Annotated in this window: 16 protein-coding genes; 15 read left to right on the top strand and 1 reads right to left on the bottom strand. The window is 60.1% G+C overall.

The genetic code is table 11. From position 1 onward, the window contains the following. Window positions 1-299 precede the first annotated feature (299 nt). The 9 genes from gspE to AB1805_10290 all read left to right on the top strand — a co-directional run bounded on the left by gspE (window position 300) and on the right by AB1805_10290 (window position 8,576). Window positions 300-1,829 carry a type II secretion system ATPase GspE gene (gene gspE / locus AB1805_10330; protein MEW5745815.1) on the top strand — a complete coding sequence of 510 codons (1,530 nt, stop codon included), beginning with the start codon at window positions 300-302 and terminating at the stop codon, window positions 1,827-1,829. Continuing rightward, window positions 1,830-3,023: a type II secretion system F family protein gene (locus AB1805_10325; protein ID MEW5745814.1), complete on the top strand. Its 1,194-nt coding sequence runs from the start codon at window positions 1,830-1,832 to the stop codon at window positions 3,021-3,023. 76 nt (window positions 3,024-3,099) lie between these two features. Further along, a complete protein-coding gene (locus AB1805_10320) occupies window positions 3,100-3,570 on the top strand; it encodes a GspH/FimT family pseudopilin (protein MEW5745813.1) in 471 nt (156 codons plus the stop codon). Window positions 3,571-3,638: 68 nt separating this feature from the next. Then, window positions 3,639-4,064, top strand: coding sequence for a type II secretion system protein (locus AB1805_10315; GenBank protein ID MEW5745812.1), 426 nt, complete (start codon window positions 3,639-3,641; stop codon window positions 4,062-4,064). Between the two features lies 1 nt (window position 4,065). Further along, the gene (locus AB1805_10310; protein MEW5745811.1) at window positions 4,066-4,761 is read left to right on the top strand and encodes a prepilin-type N-terminal cleavage/methylation domain-containing protein; all 696 of its coding nucleotides are present in this window, start codon (window positions 4,066-4,068) and stop codon (window positions 4,759-4,761) included. 1 nt (window position 4,762) lies between these two features. Continuing rightward, entirely contained in the window at window positions 4,763-5,740 is a 978-nt protein-coding gene (locus AB1805_10305) for a type II secretion system protein GspK (protein ID MEW5745810.1), read from the top strand. Next, entirely contained in the window at window positions 5,725-7,242 is a 1,518-nt protein-coding gene (locus tag AB1805_10300; GenBank protein ID MEW5745809.1) for a PilN domain-containing protein, read from the top strand. Before AB1805_10305 ends, AB1805_10300 begins: the two co-directional genes overlap by 16 nt. Further along, window positions 7,229-7,882, top strand: a complete 654-nt coding sequence (locus AB1805_10295) for a hypothetical protein (protein ID MEW5745808.1) — start codon at window positions 7,229-7,231, stop codon at window positions 7,880-7,882. Before AB1805_10300 ends, AB1805_10295 begins: the two co-directional genes overlap by 14 nt. Window position 7,883: 1 nt before the next feature. After that, window positions 7,884-8,576 carry a hypothetical protein gene (locus tag AB1805_10290; protein ID MEW5745807.1) on the top strand — a complete coding sequence of 231 codons (693 nt, stop codon included), beginning with the start codon at window positions 7,884-7,886 and terminating at the stop codon, window positions 8,574-8,576. Window positions 8,577-8,666: 90 nt separating this feature from the next. On the opposite strand, the gene AB1805_10285 is transcribed toward AB1805_10290, so the two are convergent. Next, on the bottom strand, window positions 8,667-8,987 hold the full coding sequence (locus AB1805_10285) for a PilZ domain-containing protein (GenBank protein ID MEW5745806.1): 321 nt from the start codon (window positions 8,985-8,987) through the stop codon (window positions 8,667-8,669). A 613-nt stretch (window positions 8,988-9,600) separates the two neighbouring features. Between AB1805_10285 and AB1805_10280 the strand changes: the two genes are divergently transcribed. The 6 genes from AB1805_10280 (at window position 9,601) to AB1805_10255 (ending at window position 15,066) form a co-directional block, all read left to right on the top strand. After that, entirely contained in the window at window positions 9,601-9,972 is a 372-nt protein-coding gene (locus tag AB1805_10280) for a PRC-barrel domain-containing protein (protein ID MEW5745805.1), read from the top strand. Further along, window positions 9,973-10,287 carry a hypothetical protein gene (locus AB1805_10275; protein MEW5745804.1) on the top strand — a complete coding sequence of 105 codons (315 nt, stop codon included), beginning with the start codon at window positions 9,973-9,975 and terminating at the stop codon, window positions 10,285-10,287. It abuts the gene before it with no gap. Window positions 10,288-10,488: 201 nt separating this feature from the next. Further along, entirely contained in the window at window positions 10,489-10,704 is a 216-nt protein-coding gene (locus AB1805_10270; GenBank protein ID MEW5745803.1) for a hypothetical protein, read from the top strand. 9 nt (window positions 10,705-10,713) lie between these two features. After that, complete coding sequence (locus AB1805_10265; protein MEW5745802.1) at window positions 10,714-11,130, top strand: secondary thiamine-phosphate synthase enzyme YjbQ; 417 nt, start codon at window positions 10,714-10,716, stop codon at window positions 11,128-11,130. Between the two features lie 102 nt (window positions 11,131-11,232). Next, window positions 11,233-14,145 (top strand): UvrD-helicase domain-containing protein, encoded by a 2,913-nt coding sequence (locus AB1805_10260; protein ID MEW5745801.1) that lies wholly within the window; start codon window positions 11,233-11,235, stop codon window positions 14,143-14,145. 135 nt (window positions 14,146-14,280) lie between these two features. Beyond that, a complete protein-coding gene (locus tag AB1805_10255; protein ID MEW5745800.1) occupies window positions 14,281-15,066 on the top strand; it encodes a slipin family protein in 786 nt (261 codons plus the stop codon). Window positions 15,067-15,075 lie beyond the last annotated feature (9 nt).

The raw sequence follows: 15,075 nt of genomic DNA, 5'->3' as shown, positions 1-15,075 counted from the left end.
CAAGCATAAGGTCATAGGATTCCTCCGTTCACTGCAAAAGCTGCCTGGACTTGTTCGTAATTTCTTCCAGGCTCCTTCTGTTCGCTATGCCGCCGATATGTAGCCTTACTTACGTACACCTTAGTAAATTGAAAAAGGTTTGTACGCCAAGCGCATAGCATCGTGTTTCGTGTGCGCACCGCATGCCCGCTGCATCATCACGACGCGCCGCTCCCGACGCGGTGCTGCATGATCACGGAGGAAAACGTATGGACCCTCAACCGAGCGAATACGGCTCAGCAGATAGGGTGTAATTACTTATGTCCACCAACCCGTCCCCCCTGTATATAACGGTCGACGATCTCCCGAAGGTTCCGCTCGTGCTCAACGGCATATCATCGCGGTTCATCATGGAGAACAGGATCGTGCCGCTCGAGTTCAAGAACAATCTGCTCAAAGTGGCCATGGCGAATCCCAACGACCGCGAGGCTATCGACGCCCTCAAGATCGCCCTCTCCACCGATGTGATGGTCTGCGTTACGGACCGCGAGGCGATCGACGAGTATATCGCCAACTTCTATGAGCAGGAGTCGCAGAATATCAACCGGATCATCGAGGATATCGGGGAGAGGGGCGTCGAGTTCCTCAGGGACGAGGAGGAAGACATCGGCCATCTCAAGGACCTCGCCTCGGAAGCGCCCATCATAAAGCTCGTCAACATGCTCATCACGAGGGCGGTCGAGAGCAGGGCGAGCGATATCCATATCGAGCCCTTCGAAGACGAGCTGAAGGTGCGCTACCGCATCGACGGCGTGCTGCAGGATATCGAGGCGGTGCCGAAGAAGCTGCAGGCGGCGATCGTCTCTCGAGTGAAGATCATGGCGAAGCTCAATATCGCCGAAAAGCGGCTGCCCCAGGACGGCCGTATAAAACTGAAGGTGGGCGAGCGGGAGATCGACCTCAGGGTCTCGACCATCCCGGTCCTCTACGGAGAGAGCATCGTGATGAGGATACTCCGTAAAGAGGGGATCGTCATCGATCTCGATGTGCTCGGGTTCGATGTGAGGACGCTTGCGGATTTCACGGGGCTGATCAAGAAGCCGAACGGCATCATCCTGGTGACCGGCCCGACCGGAAGCGGAAAGACGACGACCCTCTACGGCGCGCTCGACAAGATCAATTCGCCGGACAAGAAGATCATCACGGTCGAGGACCCTGTCGAATACCAGCTCAAAGGGATCAACCAGATCCAGGTGAAGCCCCAGATCGGGCTCAACTTCGCCAATACGCTCCGGCATATCGTCAGGCAGGACCCGGATATCATCATGATCGGCGAGGTCAGGGATATCGAGACCGCCGAGATCGCGATTCAGTCCGCGCTCACCGGTCACCTCGTCTTCTCCACGCTCCATACGAACGACGCTCCGAGCGCCATCACGCGGCTCCTCGATATGGGGGTCGAAAAATTCCTCCTCGCCTCGACGATCCGCGGCATCCTCGCGCAGCGGCTGGTTCGCGTCATCTGTCCGGACTGCAAGGAGGCAGACCCGTCGCGGCCGAGCAAGGAGGAGCTGGCGATGCTCGGCATCCCCGAGACAGCGGTGCTCTACCACGGCAGAGGGTGCGAGCGGTGCTCGTTCACCGGATACTACGGCAGAACCGGGCTCTACGAGATGCTGACCATCGGCGAGGAGATACGCAAGCTCATGCTGAGGGAAGTCGATTCCAGCCAGCTCAAGGCAGCGGCGCGGAAGGCCGGCATGCGGACGCTCCTCGAATACGGCGCCGGGAGGGTGACCGAAGGCATGACGACGCTGAGCGAAGTGCTCAGGGTGACGCAGGAGGCGTAAATGGCGATCTTCTCGTACCGGGCGACCACGCGGGAGGGCGCCTTTGTCGAGGGCGTGATCGAGGCTGCCGACGAAAAGCTGGCGGTCGAGCGCCTGCGGAGCACCGGGGTCATTCCCCTCAAGATCACGGTCCCCCGCGAGGGAGGGAGGCGGCGCCTGTCGCTGCGTTCGTCGAAGGGCGACCTCCTCACCTTCACCACCGAACTGTCGGCGCTGCTCGGCGCAGGGCTGCCGCTCGACCGGAGCCTCAACATCATTGCGGACATCTCCGAGAGCAAGGAGATGAAGGAGATCGTCCAGGCGGTGCTGAAGGCGATCAGGGAGGGGAGCTCCTTCTCCGACGCGCTCCAGAAGCAGCCCAGGATATTCCCGAGGATATACATCAACATGATACGGGCGGGCGAGGCGGGCGGCGTGCTCGATGTGGTGCTCGACAAGCTGAACGAGTTCCTCGAGTCGTCGAAGGAGCTGAAAGACCATGTCTTCTCCGCGATGATCTATCCGACCATTCTCATGATCACCGGCGGCTTGTCCATCATCGTGCTCCTCACCTTCGTGCTCCCCAAGTTCTCTTCCATATTCGCCGAGCTCGGCAGCTCGCTGCCGGTCTCGACGCAGCTGCTCCTGGCCTTCAGCGGTGTGCTCAAGGCGTACTGGTGGATGGCGCTGGCGTCTGCTGCGGCAGGCGGGCTGCTCTTCAAACGGTATATCAGGACGCCGCAGGGAAGGCGCTCGTGGGATGCGTTCAAGCTCAGGCTGATGGGCGAGGTCATCCGGAAGCTCGAGACCGCCCGGTTCAGCAGGACGCTCGGCACGCTCCTCCAGAGCGGGGTGCCGCTGCTCCAGGCGCTGAACAACGCCCGCGACGTGATAAGCAACCAGATCGTATCCGCTGCGATCGACGGTGTCGCCAAGGGCGCCAAAGAGGGAAAGGGGCTCGCCGTGCCGCTCGCCGACGCCAACGTCTTCCCCCCGCTGGCGCTCTCGATGATAAAGGTGGGCGAGGAGACGGGACAGCTCGATACCATGCTGCTCAAGGTAGCCTCCACGTACGAGAAGAGCCTGAAGGTCGCGATCAAGCGGTTCGTGGGCTTCCTCGAGCCCGCGATGATCCTCGGCATGGGGCTGGTGATCGCCTTCATCGTCCTCTCGATGCTCATGGCGATATTCAGCATCTCCGAGCTGCCGTTCTAGAAAGTAATCAGTAATGCGTGATGCGTGAAGGTGAAAAGTGAATAATAAGAAAAGACAGCTGTTATCAGTTCCAAAGTTGAAGTTCTTTCGCATCACGTATCACGCATCACGCATCACTTCCCGAAGGGGCTTTACCCTCCTCGAGCTGATCATCGTCATGTTTCTCGTCTCCCTCATGCTCGGCCTTTCGACGGTGCTCCTGGTGAACGCGCTCCCGTCGAGCAATCTCGACGCCACCGCCCGGGAGGTCTCGGCAGTAATCCGCTATGCGCGTTCTCTCGCGGTGATCAGCGGGGAACGCCAGGTGATGACCCTCGACATGGACGCAAAGCGCTTCGGCATCGAAGGCCGCGGCTCCAAGGCGATCCCTCCGGAGGTGGCGGTCAGCGTGGTCGATCCTGCAGAGGGGACGTTCGAGACCGGACAGTACCGGTTCGTCTTCAGGCCGATCGGCGCTGCGGAAGGCGGGACCATCGTACTGGCGAATCCCAAACGTACCGTGCGCATCGAGACCGACCCGGTGATCGGCGCGGTAACGATAAAATAAAAGTGATGCGTGATGAGTAAAAGTAAAAAATGGAAAATAAGAAAAGACAGCTGTTATCAATTCCAAAATTGAAGTTTTTTCGCATTACGCATTACGCATCACGCATCACTTCCCGAAGGGAAGAGGGCTTCACGCTCCTCGAGACGCTCGTGGCGCTTTCGATACTCGGGATAGCGCTGGTGGTGGTGTTCCAGCTCTTCTCCGCCAATATGCACTCGCTCGCTGTCTCCGAAGATTATGTCGCCGCAGTGACCAGGGCCGAGTCCCTGATGCGCGAGATGCTCGATGACGATGAGCTGGAGGAGAGCGCCTGGAGCATGCAGACCGAGGACGGCTATCTGGTCGATGCCGCTGTCGAGAGGAGCGACGAGGCGAGGACCGAAAGCCTCGATGTGCAGCTCCTTACGGTGCGGCTCACCGTACGGTGGCAGAAGGGCCCCCGGCAGCGGTCGCTCACGCTCACGACCATGAAGATGATGGACAAGAAAATTTAACATGCAAAGGGAAAAATCAGAAAACAAGGAGGCGGGCTTCACGCTCCTCGAGCTCCTGATCTCGGTGACGCTCATCGGCATCATCGTCGTTATCACCGCAGGGGCGATGCAGATCGGGTCGCGTTCGGTAGCAGCGGGGGAACGCAAGGCGGAGTCGCTGGAGCGGCTGCGCACCTCGATGCGCATCATCGACGCCCATATCCAGTCGGCCTTCTTCAAAAAGAATATCGAGACCGGCCTGAATCAGGCCGAGACGCCTGCGCCTCCGGCCGGGACAGCTTCCGACCAGATCAAGGAGGGCGCGGTCATGTTCAAGGGGGAGCGCTCCCGCCTCGAGTTTCCCTCCCATTATTCGATCTGGGGAGACGAGGGAGGCTATGTCATGGTCGCCTACCGGGTCGATACGGGCGAGCGCGACCGGAAGACGCTCGTGGCCGCGGAGACTCATCCCGTAACGGGGCGATCGCGCGAGACGAAGCTCATCGGCAACGCGCGCGATATCTTTTTCGAATTCTTCTACAAGGGGCCGACGGACGAAAAAGGCGAGTGGGTGGAAGAGTGGACGAGCGAGGAGACCATCCCCGGCAAGATCAGGGTTACGGTCGACAACGGAACAGGCCCTTCGTCATTGATCGTGCCGCTCCGGGTCGGCAGCGCACAGGCAACGACGGGCATCGTGGCGGGAGGCGCGGAATAGCATGGTCGCCGGCAGCGGCTCCCAGAGAGGCATCGTGCTCATCATGGTGATGTGGATTCTGACCATCATGATCGTCATCGCCTTCGCCTTCGCTTCGATGGCGCGGACCGAGGTCTTCTCGACGCTCGCCTTCAAGGAGAGCGTCGAGAACAAGTTCATCGCCGAGGGGGGGATCGCCCGCGGGATCGTGGAGCTCGTGTACCGGGACAAGCACAGGAGTGACGCCCTCACCGAAGAGATAGCGGAGTCCTGGAAGATCGACGGCACACCGCACGAGGTGGAGGTCGGCAAGGGCCTTTGCAGGATCCGCCTCGTCAGCGAGTCGGGGAAGGTAGACATCAACGCCGTATCTGAGATAGTATTAAGAAATCTGATAACGAACCTCGGCATCAAGGGGAGAGACGGCGAGGAGCCGGACGCCATCGTCGATGCCATACTCGATTGGAAGGACGGCGATGACCTGGTCCGCCTCAACGGCGCTGAAGACGCCTACTATCAATCACTCCCCGCCCCGTATGCGCCCAAGAACGCCAATTTGGAGAGCGTCGAGGAGCTCCTCCTCGTCAAGGGTGTATCACCGGCGGTGCTCTACGGCAATGGCGAAAAGAAGGGGTTGTTCGATTTCGTTACCGTCTATTCCGGGAGCGGCCAGATCAATGCGAACGCAGCGCCCCGGGAGGTCCTGATGGCGGTCCCGGGGATGACCGAGGATGTCGCCGACAGCATCATCTCTTTCAGGGAGACCAGGGAGATCAAGACGCCGCAGGACCTCAGCGAAGTGCTGGGAGGGCTCGCTTCCACGATGCAGGCGTATCTCAGCTACGACGCGGGGACCGCCTTTACCATTCAAGCCGAAGGTATAAGCCCGGGCAAGAAGGCGGGCCATGCCATACGGGCGATCGTCAAGAACGAAAACAACAAGTATAAATACATTTACTACAAGAACCCAGAGGAAATTCGACAATGGAAGGAACAGTAGTCATCAGCAGGATGAGCGCAGCAGCCGCTGCAGCGGCTGCGCGGCTCAAGGCGATAGGGGCGCCGGCCTGGAAAGTCCTCACCTTCAGTCCGGCACATGATGCCGTTGCCTCGGCATCGTGCCTCTGCATCGAGATCGAGCGGGGGCACATTACCGCGCTGTACGCGACACGCTTTCTCTCCCGCTACCGGCTGCAGGGATACAAGCGGTACCGGTTCGCGGAGGACCATTATCCCACCCCTGAAGAGGCGGCGTCGACCGTCGCCCTTGCGATGAGGGATCTGAATATCCGGAAGACCGGCATCGTGCTGAGCCTTCCCAAGTCGTGGGTCGTGGTGAAATCAGCCGAGCTGCCGGCCGCTGCCGCCGAGAACCTCACCGATGTCATCTCCTATGAGCTCGACCGCTTTACGCCCTTCAGCGCCGATGAAGCGGTCTACGACTTCGTGCCGTTCGCGCGGGACAAGGAAAAGGTGACGCTCATGGTCGCTGCTGCAAAGGCGGGAGCGGTCGAGGCGTATCGCACCGCGCTGAAGGAGGCGGGCCTCGAGACCGTGCGCATCACCTTCGATCTCTCGGGGATGGCCGCGCTCTGCCGCTATATTTCGGGCAGCCGGCACTTTGTCTTCCTGGCGGTCGGCGAGAGAGGCTGCAAGGGCGGCGCGGTGAACGACGGCGCCCTCGCCGGCGTTGTATCGTCCGATTTTCCCGAAGGCGACGACCACCAGAGAGCGGCGGCTATCGAAGCGCAGATAGGGAGCCTCGCGGGCCTCGCCGGAGGGCAGAACGGCGCTCCGCCGGTGTTTCTCTCCTTCAGCGGCAGGACTTCGGTCCTCAAGGAGATGCTGCGGCAAAGGGGCAGGTATCCTGTCAGCATTATCGATGAGGTCGATAAGAAGATGAGCGGCATCACCGACTTCAAGGAGCTCTCTCCGGGGCTTGTCGGCGGCGCGCTCGACCAGCTCTGGCCCGAGGCGAAAGGGCTGAACCTGCTGAGCAGGGGGGCACGGGAGGGCGCGAAGACGCCGCTATGGCTCACCGCGCTGCTCGGCCTCGTCATCGTCGCCCTGATCGGCGTCTATCTCGTCATTCCGATCAACATCGAGACCCAGCGTCTCAAGGAGATAGAGCGCCAGATCGCCCTCAGGAAAGACGAGGTCGCCAAAGTCGAGAAGCTGAAGAAGGAGATAGAGGCGGTGAGCAGCGGGGCGGCGCTCGTCGAGAGCTTCAAGAGCGGCAGGCCCCTGTATGTGAACCTCATCAAGGAGCTGACGACCGTGCTCCCCGCGCCGGTCTGGCTTACGAGAGTGCGCATCAACGACACGCAGGTCAATATCGAGGGGTACGCTCCCTCGGCGACGGTCCTCATACCGAAGCTCGAGGCATCGAAGTACTTCAGGAAGGTCGAGTTCGCCTCGCCTACCTTCAGAGACGCCCGCCAGAACATGGACCGGTTCCAGCTCAAGATGGAAATGGAGGGAGTGAGCAATGAGAAAAAGTAGAATCCTCGTGATCGCTGTTCCGGCCATTGTCCTGCTCGTCGGCATGGTCCTCTACGAGTACGCATATCTCGGGGTCAGGGCAGAAATCGCCGCGATCAAGGAGCAGCAGGAGGCGAAGACCAGAACCCTTACGAAATACATAGCCGTCATCGCGGAAAAGCCGGAGCTCGAGAAGAAGCTCGCTTCCCTCAAGGAGCAGGCGAAGGCCGACAGCGTCAAATTCATCGACGGCGAGCCGGTCTCGCTCGCCTCGGCCAATCTCCAGGAGACGGTCAAGGGCATACTGACCGGCAGAGGGGCGACCATATCGAGCGAGCGCATCGGCAAGGCCGAGGACTTCGGCGCGCAGCCCGAAACCGGCGAGGCCGCTCCCCATAAAGACGCCGGCGCGCAGAAAGGAAAGGGCGCACCCGGCAAGAAGGGCGAAAAGGCGGAAGCAGGCCCGAGCATCAAGGTGATCAGCGTCAGCCTCGATGCATCGGTGCCCGATCCCGGCGCCCTGAGCGATATCCTCTACTCGGTAGAGACGCGGACGCCGTATCTCGTGATCAAGGAGCTCGATGCCCGGGTAAAGAACTTCAAGGAGCCGAGGGACCTCATGGTGAAGATCGATGTCTCCGGGCTCTATGGAGGCAAGTAGTATGAATCCGAAGTCGCTCCTGAAGAATATCACTGTATTGAACCTGCTGCTGCTGGGAGGCGTGCTGCTCTTCGCGCAGTACGGCCTTCTCCCCCTGTTCAACATAAAGATCACGCTCGCGCCCATTCCTGCAAAGGCGGTGGTGGAGGAGAAGAAGGAAGAGCCGGCAGCCGGCAGTGAGCAGCATGCGATCCCGCCGCTCATGGAGTACACCGTTATCGCCGAGCAGAACGTGTTCCATCCCGACCGGAAGATCCCGCCCCTGAAGCAGCCGGAGAAGGTGGTGCCGAAGCCCGAATTCGTGCTCTACGGCACCCTGGTTACCGATACGGTAAGCCTCGCCTACCTCTCCGACAAGAAGGCGCCCCGCAGCACCCCGGGAAGGGGGCAGCGCCAGACAGCCCTCAAGATCGGCGACAGCCTGAGCGGCTACACCCTCAAAGAGGTGCACCACCAGAAGGTGGTCATGGTGCGGGGAGAGGACCGCGTGGAGGTGAAGGTGATCGCCGCCGACAAGAGCAAGGGGAGAAGCAGCGGGGATAAAGCTGCGGCAGCCCCGGGAGGAGAGGCGGTTCATCACCCCGAAGAAGAGGGCGTCTCTCCGGCAACGCCGCCGCCCTCCCGGCCTCCCCAGCGGCCCCAGGCGCCGGGCGGCGTGCCAGGGGGGAAGAGACCGAGCAACTGGAGATTTTAGGCTGATGCCGTAGACTCAGGTACGTCGTGGCTGGTGAGGGGCGGGCGACCGTTTTCGCAAACCTGCTGCGGTTGTCCGTGAAAGCCTGCTTCAGACGAACTTCAGCCCTATGCGGTACTTGCTCCCCGTGTCGATGGTCCACATGACGACGCCTACGTTGGAGCCTTTGACTTCATTGAGCTTGACAAGCGTTCCCGGCTCGAGCTGAATATCGGTGAGGAGTCCCAGGCCGCTCTCGCTCATATCGACGATGGTCCCCGAGAAGCTCGCTTCAGGCAAGAGCTCTTTCTGACCCGAGAAAGAGCCTATGATCGAAAACCTGACCGTCTCGGAACCGGATTTGCGATCGTACTTTCGCTTGTCTTGCTGGTTCCTGTCCTTCCGGCCCTTGTCTTTCTGGGAGTTTTTCATTTCTAATCACCTTTCTCCGCTGTCTTCTCTTCAGGCGCGGGGCATCGGGCGCTCTCCCCGGCGCGCTCCGGATATTCCAGCGGGTCCCTGCTACGATGCATGAGACGAATCTTACTTTCATTATCGGGATACCGGACATAAAATTCACCGGTACGAGACCCGACGAGCTCGAAGGCTTTTCGTCCTGAACAGAGGGCCGCGGCGCTGTTCCGCAGCGCGCTTTTCTGCCGTGCAACCGGTAAGAATGAAAAGGGAAACAATAACGGAAACAGACAGGAGGGCAGAGGTAAAGCCCTCGTTTGTGTGCTTCGCATGACGGTCATATGGTTATGATAACTATAGCTTAAAAAGCCCCTGTTTTGCAAAAATAATGCGCACATCCGTACGGAAACAAGTGAACGCGCTGGAACGAATCCCCCGCTCTGGGGCGACGCGTTGACATGTGATGCCCTCTCTGCTATAACTGGGATAAGGGGATTGCCCGCTATCCGGTGCCTGCTCTCGCTCCACGCTGTCCGACTCCTCGCCGCTTGCGCATCAACGTGCAGAAGCCGTTTCAGTCCCGTCACCAACGGCACTCTTCTGGCCGCCCCGCCGGAGAAAGGAGGCTCTCGTGGCAAGAAAGGAAGTGGTAAGGTCATATCTCATCCGGGGAACCAAGCTCATCGGAAAGGAGGTCGAGAACAGGGCCGGAGAGGATTTGGGCGATATCGAGGATATCGTCATCGACCTCTCGCAAGGGCGTATCGCCTACGCGGTGCTTTCCTTCGGCGGGTTTCTCGGCGCAGGAGACAGATTCTTCGCTATTCCGCCCGAGGCGCTGGAGTGGTCTGCCGATGACGACCGGCTCATCCTCGATGTCGACAAGCGCTCGCTCGAAAGAGCGCCCGGCTTTGATAAGGACAACGGGCCCGATATGGCTGACCGGGCATGGGGCTCGAGCATTTACCGTTTCTACGGCAGAAGCCCCTACTGGGAGGAGTAGTTGCCTCCCGAGGGAACGCTCATGGAAGACCGCGGGAAAGAGCATCACTCTATTGACGACCAGCTGAAGGCGATCGGCGACGAGATCGAAGGACTCAGGGGGAGACAGCCGGATTTCGCCCCCGGGTCTCCCGAGTCGGAGGCATATATCCGGAAGATCGAGGACCTCTGCTTCAGGCGCGAGGCATTATACCGCAGGGCGCAGGAGCTCGACGAAGCCGACCGTGAGCTGTGGCAGCGCTTGAGGAACGATATCGCACATATCTGGGATGAAGTGAAAAAAACGATCACCCTTTCTAAAGAAATTCCGCGATGAGCGCTGTCCGGGGCACAGGGGAGGGCGCATGACAAAATGAGACCTGCAGCAGGGGAAGCGATCTGCTCACCGCGGCCGTCCGGGCCGCGGTTTTTTGTTGTGCGCCACCGTTACGGGCGATGATGATTTTCGATGAACATTCCCCGGGTAAATTGTTACAATGGAGGTACGATCCTTTCATGCCCTCATCGAGGAGGTTTTATGCGACATACTGCTCTTGCAGCGGTACTGCTGTGCGGTCTTTTGCTCGCGGGGTGCTCGTCGGACAATGCCGCCGAGCTTTTCGAAACGGCGAAGTTCGAAGAGCTGCAGAACAACAAGGAGCATGCGCGGCAGCTCTACCAGGAGATCATCAGGAAGTTCCCCGACAGCGCGTATGCGCAGCAGGCGCAGCAGCGGCTTTCGGAGATGCAGTAGCGCGGCGCCATGAAAAGCTACCGGAAGGAACTGTGGTTCACTGTCCCTGCGCGGCGGGCGTTCATCAATATAACCCCGCAGGTCGACGAGTGCCTCAGGGAGAGCGGCATCAAAGAGGGACTGGCGCTGGTGAACGCCATGCATATTACCGCCTCGGTCTTCGTGAACGACGATGAGGCGGGCCTCCACAAGGACTTCGATCTCTGGCTCGAACGGCTCGCTCCCCACGAGCCGGTGAGCCAGTACCGGCATAACGCGGGCGAGGACAATGCCGACGCCCACCTGAAGCGCCAGATCATGGGACGGGAGGCGGTACTGGCGGTGACGGACGGCGCGCTCGACCTCGGCCCCTGGGAGCAGGTCTTTTACGGCGAGTTCGACGGCAGGCGCAAGAAAAGAGTGCTCGTCAAGATCATAGGAGAATAAGGAAAGGCGCTCGGCATGCAGCGTTCAGCCGCCAGCAGACTGCAGAAGAACCACGACGCGCTGAAGGAACGCTGATAGCCGAGAGCTGATGGCTGATTGCTGATGGACGAACCCTATCTCGACACCTCGAAGAGCGTCATGATCTCCTCGCCGGCAGGCTCGGGCAAGACCGAGAAGCTGGCGCGCCGGTATATCGCCCTCCTGAAGAACGGTTCTTCGGTCGAACGGATACTCGCCATCACCTTCACCGAGAAGGCGGCGGCGGAGATGAAGGAGCGGATCCTCACCATCCTGAGAAAGGAGGACCCCGCCCTCTTTCACGAGGTGCGGGAGAAGATGCCGCGCATGCGCATCTCGACGATCCACTCCTTCTGCCTCAAGCTGCTGAAGCGGTTCTGCCTGGAGCTCGATATGGATATTGCGCTCGAGGTCATGGACGGGTTCAGCGCCGCCATGCTCTGGGAAGAGGCGGTCTATGAGTGCCTCCTCGAGGACGGGGCGTCCGAAGAGCGGCTCTTTTACGAGGTCATCAAGGCGAACGGCATGAAGGGCTGGAGCAGGCTCTACCGCCTCCTCAGGACCATTCACGAAAAAAGGCCGGGCATCGAGTTCGGCATCAGGGATGAAGAGGTCGGGATCCATATCGAGGGTCCGGAGCGCATCGGAAAGGTCCTCGCCGTCTATCTCCGCTGCCTCGAACGCTACCGGAAGAAAAAGCGGCAGCGCCATCTGCTCGACTACAATGACCTCGAGCTCCTCGCCCACCAGGCGGTCTCGACGAACCCGGAGTGGCAGAATATCCTCTACTCCTTCGATGAGCATACCGACCATATCCTGGTGGACGAGTTCCAGGACACGAGCTCCCTCCAGTGGCGCATCATCGACCGCCTCACGGAGGAGTGGCGGTCCGGGATGGGGGGAAAGCGGGAAGCGGGGATCACGCCCACCATCTTCCTCGTCGGCGACGATAAGCAGTCGATCTATTCGTTCCGGGGCGCCAATGCCGGCATCTTCAGGAACGTACGGAGGAAGTTCTCGGAATGGCTCGGCGAAGACTGCCACTTTATCGAGGTGAAAGAGAACTACCGCAGCCTGCCTGCCGTCGTCGATTTCGTCAATGCCCTCTTCGAGCGGCTGATGCCGAAGGGCCTCTGCGATGACGGGAAGGTGGAGTATGTGCCGTTCGCCGCAACGCGGCAGGGCAGGGGCCGTGTCGAGCTCGTCATCAGCGAGGCGGGCAGGAATACCAAGGAGAGCAGGCGGAGGGAGGCTGCGCTGATCGCGGAGAGGATCAGGAAACTGCACGGGCAGTACGAGCTGACAGAGGGTGAGAGAACGCGGCGCTGCACGTATGGGGATATGGCGATTCTCCTCAGGAACAGGACCTCTCTCTCGACTTTCGAAGACGCCCTGCGCAAGGAGGGGATACCCTTCATCGTGGTCAAGGGCATCGGCTTTTACAATACCCCCGAGATAGGCATGCTGCGGGACCTCCTCTTCTTCCTCATCGACCCCATGGCCGACTACAGTCTCTTCAATGTCGTGCGGTCGCCGCTCTTTTCGATGAAGTACGCCTCCCTCGTCGAGCTCGTGAAGCATACCGATCCCGAGGAGCTCGCCATCGGGTATCTCTATGCGCTGCTCGGGTCTTACGAGAGTCTTTTCGAAAGGACCCTGGTTTCGGAGGTCCGCCAGGTAGCAGCGGCGCTGAGCGCGTGGCGCGGGCGGGCGCAGCATACGCCCTATGCCGTTCTGATCGAGGAGATCCTGGCCGAGACCGGGGCATGGCGGTATTTCCACGAGAAGCAGCGCTACGTCAATGTAAAGAAGTTCATCAAGCTCGTCGAAGAGCTCGAGTCGGGAGGCCTTACCGGTCTCGAGATACGGGAGAAGCTCATCAGGGCCTCGTCCAAGGCGGAGGAGCCCAAGGCGAACGTGAGCACCGCGGGCATGAACGCTGTTCGGATCATGACTGTCCATGCCGCCAAGGGGCTGCAGTTCCCCCTCGTCTTTCTCCCCTGTCTCGACGAGGGAGGGCAGGGGAGGTCGGAGAGCATTGTTCTCGATGAGGAGGGCGAGCGTATCATTATCGGCTACGAAGAAGATGCGGAAGCCAGAAAGGGGCATGCGCTCTTTCAGCGCAGCAGGGAGAAGTCCGAAGACGAGGAGAAACGCCTGTTCTATGTCGCAGCGACCAGGGCGATGGACTTCCTCTGCATGTCGGGGGTGCTCGGGAAGCGGCCTTCCGGCAAGCTCTCCCCTCTCTTCGCTGCTTTCGGTATCGACGACGCAGGTAATGCGCCTGAGGCGGACCTGCCCTTTTCCCTTGAACGGGTGAGCGCCGGAGAACGCGGCGAGGAGCCCGGCGGACCGGCAGCCCCGGGCACACAGCTCTCCTTCCTCCCCGACTTCTCCGAGCGCAAGGAACGCGGCCGGGAGATCGTTTTTGTCGATCCACTCACGCCGCAGTACAAGCCCCCGCTGACCTGGCGCGACGTCACCGAAGAGGTGGACGATATCAGGAGAAAGCACGGCCAGGACTGGGTTGTTCTGGGCAGGGCTTTTCACCGCGTCTTCGAGGGGATATCGAAAGGGCAGATCCCTCCCTCCCGTCCGGAAGCGAAGGTCGTCGAGATACTCAAGAGCGAAGTGCTCTCGGACCGGGATGTGGAACGGATGCGCACGATCATCCTCGACGACCTCCGGCGGCTCGAAGAGGCCGGGTATCTGCGCGACGTCATCATGCCCCGCGAGCGTTCCTATGCCGAGCTCCCCTTTATCCTGGAGCTGGGGCATACTGTCTATAAAGGGAGGATCGATCGCGTGATCATCGCGGAGGATACCGCCGTCATTTACGACTACAAGACGTATCCCGTCACCGCTGCCGAGCTGCCGGAGCTCTCACGGCAGTATTCCTTCCAGCTGCACCTCTACAAGAAGGCCGTAGAGCGGCTCTTTTCAATGAGGACCAGGGCCTATCTTTTCTTCACCCATGCACTGAAGCTCATTGAGTAACCCGGTCATTTGCCCGGCTTCCTCGCTTAATAGTATAATAACTATGTGAATGATTGTGTTTACTTTCCGGGCGGTTATCCGTCCTGCTCTGTACGAGCGGACAGTCGCTGCACCCCCAAGGAGGCATGAAAGGTTATGTGGGCATCCCCTTTGATAAGCGTGGTATTCGTTCTCCTCGTCATATTCTATTTTCTTTCGAGCGCTATCAAAATACTGAAGGAGTATGAGCGCGGCGTCGTCTTCAGGCTCGGCAGGGTCATACCCGTCAAGGGCCCGGGACTCGTCATCATATGGCCGATCATCGATAAAATGGTGAAGGTGAGCCTGCGGACCGTGACCATGGACGTCCCCCCCCAGGATATCATCACCAAGGACAATATCACGGTCAAGGTGAATGCGGTCATCTATTTCAGGCCCATCGACCCGATCAGGGCGGTTACCGAAGTGGAGGACTTTTATTATGCCACCTCGCAGATCGCACAGACGACCCTGCGGAGCATACTCGGCCAGAGCCAGCTCGACGACCTGCTTACGAAGAGGGATGAGCTGAACGCCGAGCTCCAGAGGGTCATCGACGACCAGACCGAACCGTGGGGCGTCAAGGTGTCGGCGGTCGAGGTGAAGAACGTCGATCTCCCGAGCGAGATGCTGCGGGCGATCGCGAAACAGGCGGAAGCCGAGCGGGAGCGGAGGGCGAAGGTCATCCATGCCGAGGGCGAGTTCCAGGCAGCGCAGAAGCTCGCCGATGCGGCCAAGATCATCTCGTCGGAGCCGGTGACGCTGCAGCTGCGCTTTCTCCAGACACTCACCGAGATAGCGACCGAAAAGAATTCCACTATCGTATTCCCTGTTCCCATCGATATCCTGAAGCCGTTCATGGATCGGCTGGGCGGCGGGACCGGCGGGACGCCGAAGGCCTGATGATGAGGT

It is taken from the genome of Nitrospirota bacterium, assembly GCA_040752355.1.
Taxonomy (GTDB): domain Bacteria; phylum Nitrospirota; class Thermodesulfovibrionia; order Thermodesulfovibrionales; family Dissulfurispiraceae; genus JBFMCP01.
Note: the sequence above shows the minus strand (reverse complement) of the source record. Positions and strands in the feature narration are given on the sequence as shown.

Excerpts from the sequence above, each read along its gene's own strand:
- AB1805_10270 (MEW5745803.1), top strand. The coding sequence starts at position 10,489 with ATGCGACATACTGCTCTTGCAGCGGTACTGCTGTGCGGTCTTTTGCTC.
- AB1805_10255 (MEW5745800.1), top strand. The coding sequence starts at position 14,281 with ATGTGGGCATCCCCTTTGATAAGCGTGGTATTCGTTCTCCTCGTCATA.
- AB1805_10290 (MEW5745807.1), top strand. The coding sequence starts at position 7,884 with ATGAATCCGAAGTCGCTCCTGAAGAATATCACTGTATTGAACCTGCTG.
- AB1805_10295 (MEW5745808.1), top strand. The coding sequence starts at position 7,229 with ATGAGAAAAAGTAGAATCCTCGTGATCGCTGTTCCGGCCATTGTCCTG.
- AB1805_10260 (MEW5745801.1), top strand. The coding sequence starts at position 11,233 with ATGGACGAACCCTATCTCGACACCTCGAAGAGCGTCATGATCTCCTCG.
- AB1805_10305 (MEW5745810.1), top strand. The coding sequence starts at position 4,763 with ATGGTCGCCGGCAGCGGCTCCCAGAGAGGCATCGTGCTCATCATGGTG.
- AB1805_10310 (MEW5745811.1), top strand. The coding sequence starts at position 4,066 with ATGCAAAGGGAAAAATCAGAAAACAAGGAGGCGGGCTTCACGCTCCTC.
- AB1805_10265 (MEW5745802.1), top strand. The coding sequence starts at position 10,714 with ATGAAAAGCTACCGGAAGGAACTGTGGTTCACTGTCCCTGCGCGGCGG.
- AB1805_10300 (MEW5745809.1), top strand. The coding sequence starts at position 5,725 with ATGGAAGGAACAGTAGTCATCAGCAGGATGAGCGCAGCAGCCGCTGCA.
- AB1805_10325 (MEW5745814.1), top strand. The coding sequence starts at position 1,830 with ATGGCGATCTTCTCGTACCGGGCGACCACGCGGGAGGGCGCCTTTGTC.
- gspE (MEW5745815.1), top strand. The coding sequence starts at position 300 with ATGTCCACCAACCCGTCCCCCCTGTATATAACGGTCGACGATCTCCCG.
- AB1805_10285 (MEW5745806.1), bottom strand. The coding sequence starts at position 8,987 with ATGAAAAACTCCCAGAAAGACAAGGGCCGGAAGGACAGGAACCAGCAA.